Source organism: Streptomyces sp. NPDC048671 (assembly GCF_055587045.1).
In genome coordinates, this window is sequence record NZ_JBVJHB010000012.1 from 105,771 (window position 1) to 120,495 (window position 14,725).

General features: G+C 72.5%; 4 protein-coding genes. 2 read left to right on the forward strand and 2 right to left on the reverse strand.

The features are described 5' to 3' along the window. Positions 1 to 192 precede the first annotated feature (192 nt). Both ACZ6S6_RS24625 and ACZ6S6_RS24630 read left to right on the forward strand, forming a co-directional pair. The gene (locus tag ACZ6S6_RS24625; RefSeq protein WP_469706961.1) at positions 193 to 12,273 is read left to right on the forward strand and encodes an amino acid adenylation domain-containing protein; all 12,081 of its coding nucleotides are present in this window, start codon (positions 193 to 195) and stop codon (positions 12,271 to 12,273) included. Positions 12,274 to 12,484: 211 nt separating this feature from the next. Beyond that, positions 12,485 to 12,925, forward strand: coding sequence for a hypothetical protein (locus tag ACZ6S6_RS24630; protein ID WP_362960289.1), 441 nt, complete (start codon positions 12,485 to 12,487; stop codon positions 12,923 to 12,925). A 416-nt stretch (positions 12,926 to 13,341) separates the two neighbouring features. Here ACZ6S6_RS24630 and ACZ6S6_RS24635 read toward each other — a convergent pair whose 3' ends face one another. Then, the gene (locus tag ACZ6S6_RS24635; RefSeq protein WP_469706962.1) at positions 13,342 to 14,256 is read right to left on the reverse strand and encodes an NADP-dependent oxidoreductase; all 915 of its coding nucleotides are present in this window, start codon (positions 14,254 to 14,256) and stop codon (positions 13,342 to 13,344) included. Beyond that, a complete protein-coding gene (locus ACZ6S6_RS24640) occupies positions 14,253 to 14,714 on the reverse strand; it encodes a cupin domain-containing protein (RefSeq protein WP_024494953.1) in 462 nt (153 codons plus the stop codon). Before ACZ6S6_RS24640 ends, ACZ6S6_RS24635 begins: the two co-directional genes overlap by 4 nt. Positions 14,715 to 14,725 lie beyond the last annotated feature (11 nt).

Consider the following 14,725-nt stretch of genomic DNA (forward strand, 5'->3'; position numbering starts at 1 on the left):
CGATGACGACCGTTGTGGCCGCGCCGGCTCACCCCGGCGCAACGGGTCACTTCGTCATGGCCCTGCGTCGTCGAGCCGTTCACAACTGAACCCGCGAACAGTGCGGCGGTGTCAGGGGCCCGCCGTCTGCCCGCACACTTGAACCCTCAGCCACCGCGTCCCGCTTCCCCCCACGCACGAACGAACGGACTCATGAACCCCGAAACGCTTCTGGACGTACTACTGGACGCGGCCCGTCAGGCGCCCGGACAAGTCGTCGTCCACGTCCGTGGTGACGGCAGCGAGGCGGCCGTCACCTTCCGGCAGCTCCTCGATGAGTCCCTGCGCGTCGCGGGCGGCTTTCGCGACGCGGGGGTCGCGCCCGGTACCTGTCTGCCCTTGCTCGCGGAACGCAGCGAGGACTTCCAGCCCATGTTCTGGGGTGCGCTCGCGGCCGGTCTGGTCCCGGTGCCGCTCGCACCCGACGCCCGGCGGGTCGTTCCGGTGTGGGAGCACCTCGGCCGCCCGCCCGTTGTGGTGGACGCGGCGAGCGCGGACGTGGCCGGCGAACTGCCGCAACCGGTCGAGGTGCTGCGGCTGGAGACGCTGCGGGAATGCCCCACGCCGGCCCAGGTCGCCAGGCCGGCCCCTGACGACCTGGCGTTTCTTCAATTCTCGTCCGGCAGCACCGGGGCCCCCAAGGGGGTGGAGCTCACCCATGCCGCCGTGGTGGCCAACCTGCGGCAGATCATCGCCGCCTCCGCTCTCTGCGAGCGGGACGTCCTGGTCAGCTGGATGCCCCACTTCCACGACATGGGCCTCATCGGTACCCATCTGGCGCCGCTGGCGGCGCACGCGAAGCAGGTGAAGATCGGTCCGCTCTCGTTCGCGAAGAGTCCGCGCCTGTGGGTCGACGTGGCCGCCAGGCACCGGGCCACGGTCCTGTCGGCCGCCAACTTCGCGCTCGCGCTGGCCGTTCGGCGCATTCCCGACGAGGTGCTCTCCGGGCTCGACCTGAGCCCCGTACGGCTGATCCTGGTGGGCGCCGAACCGATCTCCGCGACGGTGTGGCGGGCCTTCGCCGCCAAGATGCGGCCGGCCCGGCTGGACCCGCGAGCGGCGACTCCCGTGTACGGACTGGCCGAGGCCACCTTGGCCGTCACGTTCCCGCCGCTGGGCGAAGTGGCCGTGCCGGTCGCCCTGGAGCGGGCGGCGTTCAGCCGGGGCCGGGCCGTGGAGCGCGAACCGGGCGGCGACGCCCTGGAAGTGATGGACGTCGGCGTACCGGTGCCCGGCTGCTCGGTCCGGATCACCGACGACGCCCGCCGGCCACTGGGCGACCGGCGGGTGGGACACATCGAGGTGAGCGGCCCGCAGGTCGCCCGCGGCTATCACCGGTTGCCGGAGACGACGGCGGGGTCCTTCACCGGCACCTGGCTGCGCACCGGGGACATGGGATTCCTGCGGGACGACCGGCTGTGTGTCAGCGGCCGCCACAAGGACGTCCTCTTCCTCAACGGCCGTACCTTCCACGCCCCTGACATGGAGGAGGTCGCGAGCGCGAGCCCCGGGCTGCCGCCGGGAAACCCGGCGGTGGTCGGCTCGACCGACCCGGCGACCGGCGGTGAGCGGGTGATGGTCTTCGTCCCCTGGGCCCGGCCGCCACGCGGCGCCGCCGAGGTCCTGGACGAGGTCGCACGGCGGATCCGTGCCGCGCTGCACCACGACGACGTACGCGTGCTCGCGCTGCCGCCGTCGGCCTTCCCGCGGACCACGAGCGGCAAGTTGCAGAGGCATCGCATGCGTACGCGTTTCGAAGCGGGTTCGTACCGGCCCCTCGCGCGGTCCGGGATACCGGACGACGCCGCGGCCCGGCCGTCGATCGCGCCGAAGGGGCCGCGTCCGGTACCCCGCCACCGCGGCGACGTGCGGCGGACGGTGCGCGACGCCTGGGCACGCGTACTGGGACTGTCCGAGACGTCCTTCGGGGACCGGGACCGGTTCACCGATCTGGGCGGCACCTCGCTGAAGGCCATGGAGACGCTTGCCGAGCTGGAACAGGTCCTGGGGATCACCCTGGGCCCCGCCGTGATGCGCAACGACACCGTCGCCACGCTCACCGATCATCTGCTGGCCGCGACGGAGGAGAACACGGCGCCGGCACCGCCCACCGCGAACCAACGGGCGGTACCGCACGCGGCGGGCGACGCGAGCGCGACAGCGGTCGTCGCGATGGCCTGCCGGTTCCCCGGCGCGAGCACGCCGGAGGAGTTCTGGGAACTCCTGACAGCCGGCCGTGACGCCGTCACCGACGTCCCACCGGACCGCTGGGGCACCGCGCTTGCCGAGGAGGTGCCGGCCGGGCCGCTGCCCACCGTGTCCGACGGACGCCGGGGGGCGTTCCTGGATGACCCGTACGCTTTCGACGCCGGGCATTTCGGCATCGGCGACGAGGAGGCCCGCACGCTGGATCCGCAGGCCCGGATCTTCCTCGAACTGGCTCACGAGGCCCTGGAACGAGCCGGTTACGCCGGACCCCGACGGCTCGGCCTGCGGGTCGGTGTCTTCGCCGCCGCCGGGGACAGCGGCTACCGGCGGATACTCGCGGGTGTCTCCCCCGCCCCGGCACCGTCCGCGACGGCCCTGACGGGCAACCTGCCCAACCTCATAGCCGCCCGGGTATCGCACTGCCTGGACCTGGACGGCCCGGCGCTCGCCGTGGACACCGCGTGTTCATCGGGTCTGGTCGCCCTGCACCTGGCGCGGCGCAGCCTCGCGGACGGTGAGTGCGACGTCGCCGTCGTCGGCGGGGTCAACCTTCATCTCACTCCGGACGGGTATCAGGCCCTGGAGGCCGCACAGGCCCTGTCGCCCGGCGGCCGCAGCCGCGCCTTCAGTGCGGCGGCCGACGGGTTCGTCCCCGGTGAGGGAGGTGCGGCCCTCGTCCTGCGACGCCTGCCGGACGCCCACCGGGACGGGGACGAGGTGCTCGCCGTCGTGCGGGGCACCGCGGTCAACAACGACGGCGCGTCGCTGAGCCTGATGGCGCCCAACCCCCTGCGGCAGCGGGAGGTGATCACTCGCGCGTACGAGGTCTGCGGCGTCGACCCGGCGTCCGTGACCTATGTCGAGGCCCACGGGACGGGCACGGCCGTAGGTGATCCCATCGAACTGCGGTCCCTGGCGCACGCCTTCCCGGCCCGTGCGGACGGCCGGCCGCGGCTGCTCGGCTCGGTGAAGACGAACATCGGGCATCTGCTGAACGCGGCTGCCCTGCCCTCATTGGTGAAGGTGGTGCTGGCGCTCGGGCACGGGCGGCTGCCGGCCTCCCTCCATCACACGCCGCCGTCGCCCGCAGTCGGGCAATCCGGATTCGCGCTGGTCACCGAGGCGGCTGCCTGGCCGTCGTCCGGTCCCCGCAGAGCCGGCGTCAACGCCTTCGGGTTCGGCGGCACGAATGCGCACGCGGTGCTGGAGCAGGCGCCGCCGGCCGCGGAGCCCGCTCCGCGCGGGGGCGACGGCCCGCACCTGATGACGCTTTCGGCGGGCAGCAAGGCCGGTCTGGACGCCTGGGCGTCCAGTCTCCTGGAGCACGTGTCCAGCCACCCGGAGCTGGACAAGGGCGATGTGTGCCTGGCCGCGGCGACCGCCCGCGACGAGGGCGCTCACCGCCTCGCCGTGGTGGCCGACGGCGACCTCCCGGAACGCCTGGCCGCGGCGACCGCTCCCGGCGGCGGCCGCCTGCCGGGAACAGTCACGGGGACGGTGACGAACCGTCCGCGGACCGTCTTCATGTTCCCCGGCCAGGGTGCGCTCCGGCCGGGCCAGGGCCGTGCGCTCCACGCGACGGCGCCGGTCTACCGCGAAACACTCGATGAGGCGTCCGCCCTGGTCGGCGCGGTGAACGGGCGGGAGTTGACCGGCTGGTGCGTCGATGCCGAAGTGGACGCGGAAGCCCAGGCAGCGACCGAAGTGGCGCAACCGCTGCTCGTGGCCCACGGGGTGGCGCTCGCCCGGCAGTTGCTGGCGTGGGGCGTACGGCCGGACGCGCTGGTCGGGCACAGTGTCGGTGAACTCGCCGCCGCCTGCGCCGGCGGGACGCTGTCATTCGCCGACGCGCTGGCGTTCGCGGCGGAACGCGGACGGCTCATGGGTACGTCGACCCCGCCGGGCGCGATGGTGGCGGTGCGGGGAGCCGATGAGGGGGATGTGGCCGCCCTGGTCGCGGCGGATCCCGGTGAACTCGCGGTCGCCGCGTACAACGGTCCCGGCAGGCTGGTGCTCTCCGGAAGCCCCGGCGCGATCGGACGGGTGGCGGAGAAGCTTTCCGCGTCGGGGGCGGCCATACGCACGCTGGAGGTGTCGCGCGCCTTCCACTCGCCCCTGATGGAACCGATCGCCCAGGCCCTGACCGACGCGGCACGCACCGTGGAGATCACAGCTCCCGGCCTGCCGGTGATGAGCACGCTCACCGCCGAGTGGCATCCGCCCATGGACCCGGACCACCTGCGTGAACACGCCCTGCGGCCGGTGCTGTTCGGGCGGGCCGTGACCCGGCTGCTGGAGGAGGGCTACGACACGTTCGTGGAACTCGGCTCGCAGGAGAGCCTCGCAGTTCTCGTACGTGCGGCTGCCGCCCGGCACCGGAGTGCCGGCACGGCCGGCGTCGACGGACATGTGCTCGTGCTGTCCGCCCCCTTCGTCCCGGAGCGTCCCCGAGCGCCGCGGGACGGTGCCGCGGGCGGAGCGCGGGAACTACTGGCAACGGTGGCGCACTTGTGGGCTCGCGGTGTGGGACTGAACCGTGCGCAACCCGACACGGGCCGCCGGCGGGTTCCTCTGCCGCCCTATCCCTACCAGCGGCGCCGCTACGGGCCCGAGGCCGGGGCCGGGGCCAGGGCCGGGGCCGGGGCCGGGGCCGGGCCCGAGGCCGGGGCCGGGGCGAACGAGCTGCTGCGCCAGGTCACCTGGCGGACCGAGCCCTTGACCACGGACCGTCGCCGCGGACCCGTACTGGTGACCGGCGCCGACCCGACGGCCGTGCACGAGCTCAGGCGACGTCTCGCGGAACGGGGCGTACAGACGGACGTGGCCCCCGGCACCCGTCCCGAGACGGTGCTTCTCCTGGCCGGACCGGCCGGCCACGGCACGGCCACGGATTTCGACCGGATCCAGCGTGCGCTGGTCACGGCGTTCCAGGAGGCTCTCACCCTGTTCGATCTGACGAGGGCCCGCCGGCTGCTGGTCGTGACCGAGGACGCGCACGTCACCGGATACGGATGCGAGCGACCGGACCCGGCGCAGGCGGTGCTGGGCGGTCTGGCACTGGCCGTGCCGTCGGAGTACCCCGGAGCGGTGGCCAACTGGGTCGACCTCTGTTCACTGGACGATGCCGGGCAGCGGCTCGGGGCCGTACTCGCCGAGGCGACGGCGCCGCAGGCGGCCGGAGCCGTCGCCTGGCGGGACGGACAGCGGCTGGTGCGGACCGTCGCGGCGGAGGCGGCGGACCTGCCCGGCGCCCAGGACCGGCTGCCGGCCGACGGCACCTTCCTGATCACGGGCGGCGGTGGGAGCCTCGGTTCCGCGCTGGCCCGGGAACTCGCCGCCCGTGGCCGGCCGGTGCTCCGGCTCACGGGTCGTTCCCCGCAGCCGCCCGCGGGTCTGCTGGAGGAGCTCGCCGGTCTCGGCGCCGACGCCCGTTACCACCGGGCCGACCTCACCGTGCGGGACGACGTCGAGGCGCTGGTGGCCGCGCTGCCTCCGGTGGACGCCCTCTTCCACGCGGCCGGAGTGGTGCGGCCCGGAAGTCTGCGCGGGACGAAGGCGGCGGAGACGGCAGAGGCGCTGGGAGCGAAGACGCTCGGCACCGTGCTGCTGTCCGAGGCGTTGCGCCGACGGGGTCGGCACCCCGAGGTGTGCGTGGCGTTCTCCTCCGTCTCCTCGGTGCTGCCCGGACTGGCCGGGGCACTCGGTTCCTATGCGGCCGCGAACTCCTTTCTGGACTCGTTCGCCGGCGCCGAGCGGCATGCGGGGCGGCCATGGCTGTCGGTGAACTTCGGGCCGTTCGCACAGACGGGCCTCGCCGCCGCGTTCGCCGGCGATGTCCTCACCGATGAGGGGGGCCGGCCGCTGGCGACCGCTCCGGCCCTGGCGGCCCTGTTGTCCGCCTGCGGCACGGACCTGGCTCAACTGGTCCTCGCCGACAGGGCAGTCCCGCCGGATCGCGCGCCCAACCATCCTGCGGAGCCGCGCGGGCCGCTGCCCGCGCCACAGTCCACGACCGGACACACGTCCGCCGCGGCGGACGTGGTGACCTCCGCGTCCGGCACCGCCGCGGTGCTGCGGGAACTGCTGTCGCGGTCACTGGGAGTCCCGGCGTCCACCGTGGACGACGACGCGCCGTTCCTCTCGATGGGGCTGGACTCGCTGGGCGCGGTCGACCTCGTCAAACGGCTCGAACGCAGAGTGGGGCGGCAGCTTCCCGCCACGCTCTTCTTCGAATTCCGGACCGTACGCGAGCTGACAGCCCATCTGGACATGGCCACCGGAGCCGTCGCGGCCACGGAGGGGGTGCGAGAGCCCTCTCCCGAGCCAGTGCCGGACTCCGCCCGGTCTCCCCTGACACCCGTACAACTGGCCCTGCACACCAGCAGTCGGCTGCACCCCGACGTACCGGCCCGCGGTCACCTGCGGATGACGGTCCGCGGCCCCCTGGACACCCGGGTACTCGGCCTGGCACTGGCCGAACTGGCGGAACGGCACGGCATGCTGCGCGTGCGGGTCGACGACTCGGACACCGGGCCCGTGCAGCGCCTGGCACCCGCCGGGCCGCTGTCGACCTGGTACGAGGTCCGCGAGTGCGGTGCGGAGCAGGTGGCCGGCCTGGAGACGGTGCTGTGCAACCAGCCCTTCGACCTGACCGCAGGACCGCCGGTGCGGGCCGTACTGCTCCGTCAAGGGCCCTCTTCCGCGCACTTGCTGCTGGTGGTGCATCACGCGGCGGTGGACGGGTACAGCCTGAACGTCCTGGCCGAGGACCTGTGGTCGCTGTACACCGTGCTGTGCCGGGGGGAGCGTCCGGCCCCGGAGCCGGACGCGCCGAACTTCCCGGCGTACGCCGCGCTGAGCGCACGGTCCGCCGGCACCAGCGCGTCGGACGACGACCGCCGCTACTGGGCAGAGCGCCTGGCCGGGAGGGGCGAACCGCTGCGGCTGCCGTACGACGGTGATCCCGAGGCGCCCCCCGCGGGCCCCCTCAGGCAGCACTATGGCTCGCTCGACGCGACGCTCACCGCCCGCCTGGAGCGGCTGGCCGCCGCACACGAGGTGTCCCTGTTCCATCTGCTGCTCGCCGCCTACGTACGCTGCCTGGCGCGGTGGACGGGGCGCCAGGACATCGCGGTCAACGTGGCTCGTGCCCGGCGTGAGGAACGCTTCGAAGGCGTGGACCGGCTCGTCGGTCCCTTCGCCGACACCCTTCCCCTGCTGTGCGGGACAGCCCTCGACGAGCCGGTCACGTCGCTGGCCGAACGGCTGCGCCACACCTGGCTGGAGAGCGAACGGCACTCCGCGGTGAGCAGTCTGGATCTGGCCGGCCTCCTGCCCGGCGGTGGACCGCGCACGGCGAGCCCGGCGGGCTTCAGCTTCGCCCGCTTCCCGGCCCGCCTCGGGGCCGACTGCCCGGTCGAGGTACGGGCCGGCGCGGCCGGAACCGGATCGGCCGCAACCCGGCTGAGCCTGCTGTGCTGGGCGGACGGGCCCATGCTGCGCATGTCGTGGAACTTCCCGGAGCAGCTGTTCGAACCGGCGACGGTGGCCCGCCTGGACCAGGAGTACCGCGAGGAACTCGCCGCGCTGTGCACATCCCCGGACCAGTCCGTACCGGACCCCGACGCCCCCTCGGCGCCCACGCCGCCTCGCGAGGCGGACGCACGGGACGGTGTGGTCGGCCGGCTGCTGAGGCAGTTCCGTGCCACACCCGACGCGACCGCCGTGGAAGGCGGCGGAACGCCGCTGACCTACGCGGCACTCGACCGCGCCTCCCGTCTGCTCGCCACCCGGTTGCGCGCCGACGGCGTACGCACAGGCCAGTTGGTCGGACTTCTCACCGAGCCGGGCCCGGACACCGTGATCGGTGTGGTCGGCATCCTGCGTGCCGGGGCGGGCTGGGTTCCGCTCGACGCGGCGCATCCGCCCGCCCGGCTGGCGGACCAGCTGAAGCGCGCGCATGTCTCGACCGTGGTGTGCCACGCGCCGACCCTGCACACCGCCGACGCCCTCGACGGCGTGCGGGCGGTACGCGGTGACGGCCCGCCGGATCCGGGGGCGGACGACCGCGCCCCCGTAGTCGTGCCCGACGCCGAGGCCACCGCGTACGTCATCTTCACCTCGGGTTCCACGGGGCGCCCGAAGGCGGTCCCGATCACGTACCGGGCGATGGAGAACTACCTCGACTGGGCCGTCGCCACCTTCGGCTACGGCGCCGGTGACCGCCTGGCGCAGACCGCGTCGCCGTGCTTCGACGCCTCCGTGCGCCAACTGCTCGCGCCGCTCCTGGTGGGCGCCGCCGTGGTGACCGTACCGCGAGAGCTGTTGCGGGACCCCGAGTTGCTCCTGGCGTACGCGGAACGGACCCGGATCACCGTGTGGAGTTCCGTCCCGACGCTGTGGGAACAGTTGTTGTCGGCCGCCGAGGAGCGGGTGCGGCGGGGAGCGGGACGACCGGACCTGTCGGCGCTGCGCTGGGTGCACGTGGGCGGTGAGGCACTGCCCGCCTCGCACGTACGCCGATGGTTCGACCTCTTCGGCGCCGGACAGCGCATCGCCAATCTGTACGGTCCCACCGAAGCGACCATCAACGCCACCTGCCACGTCATCTCGACGCGTCCGGACGACGGCCTGAAGACTCTGCCGATCGGACATCCGGTCAGCGGTACCGACCTGTCGGTCGTCGGAACCGACGGGGCACACTGCCGTCCTGACGAGCCGGGTGAACTGCTGATCGCGGGAGTGGGCCTCACGCCCGGCTACCTGGATGAGCCCGAGCTGACCGCTCAGGCGTTCACGGTCCTGGACGGACGCCGGTGGTACCGCAGCGGCGACCGGGTCCGGCGCCGTGGAGACGGCACTCTGGAGTTCCTCGGACGGATCGACGGCCAGGTGAAGATCCGTGGCAACCGCGTGGAGCCCGGAGAGGTCGAGGCGGTCCTCCAGACGCATCCCGGCATCGCGCAAGCCTCGGTCATCGCACGCGAGGGTCGGCTGCTGGCGTACGTCACCGCCCGCCCCGGAGCCGGGCGACCGGAGTCGCGCACGGTACGCCGCCACGTGACGGGCCTCCTTCCCCCCTACATGGTCCCGGCGCGGATCACGGTGATGGACGAGCTGCCGCTCACCGGGACAGGCAAGGTCGATCGCCGTGCGCTCGCCGATCTCCCCGCACGGGAGGAGAGTGCCGGTGCTCCGCCCGAGGACTCAGCCTTCACGCCGACCGAGCAGCAACTTGCCGCAATATGGCAGGAGTTGCTGGAGATCGACACTGTCCGCCGGGAGGACGACTTCTTCGATCTGGGCGGAGACTCGATGCTCGTCCTCCAGGTGTTCGGGCGGCTCGGCGAGGTCAGGGCACCGCTGCCCCGGCCGACCGTGATCTACGAACACCGCACCCTGGCCGAGCTCGCCGCGGTCGTGGACGCGACCGTCACGGGACGGCACGACGGCACCGCCGCAGCCGCAGCCGGAGCCCCCGAGGCTGCCGCGACGACGGCACACCATCCGGCCCCCTTCCCCGTCACGCCGGCCCAGCGCGGCTTCCTGCTCGCGGAGGCCATCTCGCCCGGCACAAGCGGTTCCTGGCCGGCGCGGCTGCGGCTGTCCGGCCGGCTGGACCCCGAGGTGTTCCAGGCTTCGGTGGACCTGCTCGTGGAACGCCACGGCATGCTGCGTACCGTCTTCCCCTCCGGTACCCGGCCACCCGTTCAGCAGGAACTTCCACCCTCGCTGCGGCTGCCGGTCGTATTCGAGACGCTCACCAACCACGCCGAGGTGGCCGAACGTGCGGCGGCCGAGGCGAAGCGGCGCTTCGAGCCGTGGGCCTGGCCGCTGCTGCGGCTTCGAGTCCTCAGTCTCGGGGAGCGTGAGCACGTGCTCCTGGTGCACGCACACCACCTGATCGGCGACGGATACAGCGCCGCGCTGCTCGTACAGGAACTGACCGCGGTCTACGACCGCCTGGCCGCGGGCCGCGCCGCGGACCTGCCCGCACTCCGCGCCACCTTCCGCGACCACGCCCTGCTGCCGGCCGAGGAGCAGCCCGGCACCGCGCCGGGCACTGCGGAGCGCCGGGACCGGATGGACTACCCGTACCGGCGTCCAGCGCTCCGCGGCACCGAAGGAGACAGTGGCACGGGGCGTGAGTCCGCACCCTTCCGTTCATCGGGGTTCGTGCTCGACGCGGACCGGACGGCCGCGCTGCGGGCGCTCGCGGCGCAGGCGGGCGCGACACTGTACGCGCCGCTGCTCACCGCCTATTACCAGCAGTTGGAGCAGATGACCGACCGTTCGGACCTGGTCGTCGGCCTGGCGGTGAGCGGCCGTGACCGCCCGCTGCCCGACGTGCACCGGATCTTCGGCCCGTTCGCCACCGCCGTTCCCGTACGGCCTGCGGCCGGGCAGGACGACAAGCGCGTGGCGGTGGACTTCGGTGAGGCCCTGCGCCGGATCGTGGCCGAGGCCGAGGAGGCGCGCAGGCACGAGGAGATCGTGCCCCGCGATGTCGACGGTCTTCCGCTGACGTCGCAGTTCTTCTTCACCTTCCTCGACTTCTCCGTGCCGGCCACCTCGCACAAGCAGTCGCTGACCGTGTCGTGGGACGACGGGGACAGCGCGTTCGCACCGCCGTCGTCGGCGACGGACGTCTTCCTCGCGGTGCGGCCGGAGGGCGCCGGGCTGCGGGTGACGGTGCGAGGATCCGCCGCGGCCTTCTCCTCGGCCGCGCTGGAGGACTTCGCGCGGGCGCTTCAGGAACGGCTCGCACGAGCTGTGGACCGGCGTGACGCGAACCGCCCGTCGGATAACCGTCCGCCGGGTATCTGCACGTCGGATAACCGCACGTCGGATAACCGCACGTCGGATAACCACCCGCCTGGTAACCGCCCCTCGGGTCCGAGGAAGACGATGGACGCCGCGCTGGTCGGCTATCTGCCGGCCCCCGGCCATCTGGCGCGACTGGCGGGGCTGCCCGAGGACTCACTGCCGCGGGAAGACCTGCGCGAGCTGCTCTTCCCCGACGGCGCGCCGCGCCTGCTGGAGACGGTCCAGACCCCGCTGGGGAGGTCGGGTTTCGTCTGCGTGCCCCTCTTCGCCGACGAACTGGACCGGGATGCCGGGCTCGTCGCACACTCCGCCCGTGCGGTGTCGCTCGCCTCTTCACTCGGAGCCCGGTGTGTCTCGCTGGCCGGGATGATTCCGTCGCTGACCGGTTACGGCTTCGATGTGCTGCGGCGCTCCGCGGACGGACCGGCGGCCGTGACGACCGGGCACGCGGCGACCGTCGTCTCGGTGATCCGGACGGTGCACGCGGCGCTCGAAGCCACGGGGAAGGATCTCGCGGACCTGGATGTGGCGTTCGCCGGGCTGGGCTCGATCGGCGCCTCTTCACTGGAGCTGCTGCTCTCCCGGGCCACCCGGCCGCCACGGCGGCTGGTGCTGTGCGACGTACCCGGCAGCGGACCCCGGCTGCGGCGGTTGGCGCGACGACTGCAGGAGCGCGGCCAGGCGGACGAGGTGGAGGTGGCGGAGTCCCGTCCCGCCCTGCCCGACGCGGTGTACGGGGCTGGTCTGCTGGTGACTGCGGTGAGCGGCTCCGGCGCGGTACTGGACGTGGACCGGCTGGCGCCCGGCACCGTGGTGGTCGACGACTCCTTTCCGCACTGCTTCGACACCGGCCGGGCACTGACGCGGATGCGGGAACGCAAAGACGTCCTCGTGCTGGGTGGTGGTCTCCTGCACCTCGGCGAACTGAGCCGTGAAGCCGCCGAAGGGCTGCCCGCACCGGCTGCGGCCGGCTATCTGGCCCAGCCGTGGATCGAGGGAACCCTCGCCTCCTGCCGGGTGGAGTCCCTTCTGCACGCGGCGGACCCCGAACTGCCCCTGGTGAACGGCTTGGTGGACGGACCGGCGGCCCTCGCCTACTGGGAGGCCGTGGAACGCGCCGGGGTGACGGCGGGTCCGCTGCACTTGTTGGGCCATACGGTCGGGCCGTATCCCCTGGCCGGGGTGCCGACAGGTCCCTGAGGTATGCGGGTGGGGGTGGCGCGGCGCCCCCACCCGCACTGCGGGGGTGGCGCTCCTACGGTCGTCACGGTGTGCATCAAGCATCGGCATTCACATAGGTCAAAGCATCAGTGATGCTGGTTGCCAGGCGTTGCGGCATTGTTGGCCGGTGTTGTGACCTTGCCGGGGCCCCTGTGCGCGGAGTGGCGGCCTGGCAGGCTAGTTTGCTCGGATGAGTCTCCTTGATGATGTGGCCGAGCGCGACGGCTGGCGGTGCTGGGTGTGTGACGAAGCGGTCGATCCCGACGAGTCGGTGAACGACCCGCGGGGGCCCAGCGTCGACAGCCGGACCGCCGACCGGAAGGCCAAGGTCGTCGAGCGGCTCGCGCACCGCGGATGCAACAGCCGCAAGGGCGCGGTCAAGGTGGTCATCGCCTGGCCGGACCACCTGTACGTGGTCGAACCCGCGCCGCTGATCACCGTTGCCGGGAGGCTGGAGCGCAAGGGGGGCCGCGAGATGGTGGGCCGCTGTCCGACCAGGCGGGACGCCCAAGAGGCGGCGGACTGGCTGGTGGACCGATTCTCCCGACTGGTACCGGGGCTGCCGGTGACCGCCGACATCGAGCCGGGCGGCGGCCAGTTCCTCGTCACCCTGACCACCGGCCGCCGCTGACCAGGGATCGCCGGCGCACACTCGCGTCGAGCTGAACCGTCACCCAGCTACGAGTCGATATCGCCGGTTGCCGCAGCCATGACGGGGCCGAACCGGAAATACAGCGCGTACTCCCCGGCCGGCAGCGCGTCCCGCTCCCGCCGCCACTCCCTTACGCCGAGGCCCATGCATCGGTTTTCAACTCGGCCAGGGAGACGTACGGGGCTCGGAGCGTCAAATGAGCGTGACGGCGGTGAATTGGCGACACAAGGGAAGATCGCTGCGACACCCCACATCGCCGTCATAACGGCCGTGGTCGTCACCCGCCGCGAAGCCGTACCGCTGGACCTACGACGGCACCCCGCTCAAAGCCGCCTGACCAGACACATCAACCCCCCTCCACGAACTTGCGCAGAGAAGCACTAGCTCGGCCCGGCTTAGCTTCCGGCCATGGCGATGACCAGTTTGCCGCCCTTCGGGCGCTGCTCGCGCTCCAGCTCCGTCAGGGCGGGAATCGCCTCGGCCAACGGGACCGTACGGGCGATGGGCAGGCGCAGGGTCCGGGCCACCTCCTCCAGGTCGGCGGTCACCGGCAGGCTCGTCATCGCCCGGAACGGGCCGGGCAGTGCGCTTCTGATCATTTTGGCCGGGGTTGGGACGATATCGACGATGGTTCCGCCGGGCTTCAGTAGCGTTCGGGCCGCGGCGAAGGGAAGCATGCCGGGCGTGTCGAGGACGAGATCGAACCGTTCCGCGAGGGCGGCCGGGTCGAAGCCGAAACCCACGACCGGCTCGACGCCGAGCTCGTGGGCCTCGTCGGCCGCAGGGTTGCGGCAGCTGCCGGCGACCGAGGCTCCTCGCGCCTGGGCGAACTGGGCGGCGGCCCGGCCCACCCCGCCCAGGTACCCGTTGACGAAGACCGCCTCCCCGGGCCGGATTCCCGCCGTGGCCTGGTAGGCGGTCACGCCCACGGTCGGCAGGGCGGCGGCCTGCTCGTACGAAAGGTCCACCGGTTTGAGCACGACCGTCTTCTCCGGGGCCGTCACCATCTCGGCGAACGCCCCCGCCTGCCGGAACCGAGCCCGGCCGAGTACCGCGTCGCCGGCCTTCAGGCGGGTGACGCCGGCGCCGACCTCCTCGACGACTCCGGCGAAGTCGTGCCCCATCGCCCGGGGAAAGGAGCGGCCGGTCATCAGCTTCATCTCGCCGTTGCGCATCTTCCAGTCCAGCGCGTTGGAAGCCGCTGCTCGGACGCGGACGAGAACCTCATCCGGACCCGGGCGTGGTGGCTCGAACTCAGCGAGCCGCATCACCTCCGGGCCGCCGTAGCGGTCGTATTGAAGGCGCTTCACGAGGCGTATTCGTTCGAGATCTCGGTGGCGTAGTTCTTCCAGAGCGGTTGCATGGTCTCGGCGTTGACCGGCTGCCCGGAATCGATCATGGCCTTGAAGTCGCGGAAGTACTGCACATACAGGTCCGGCGTGAAGGTGTTCAGCATGACCGCGTTCTCGTCGCCGACGTTGGCGAACGTGTGCGGCGCCCCGGTCGGCACGATGACCCAGGTGCCCGGCCCGGCGTCGTATTGGTCCTCGCCGACGGTGAACCGGAAAGTTCCCGCCAGCACGTAGAAGCCCTCGTCATGCTGGGCGTGGCGATGCTGCAACGGGCTCGGGGTGCCCGGCGGAATGGTGACCTCGGCGAACCCCAGCCGGTGGTCGGTGTGCTCGCCGTTCTCCAGGATGCGGATCTGCTGCGCCCCGCTGCCGAGGATCTCGCCCTCACCGGGGCGGACGATGTTTACCTTCGCCACGACTTCTCCTA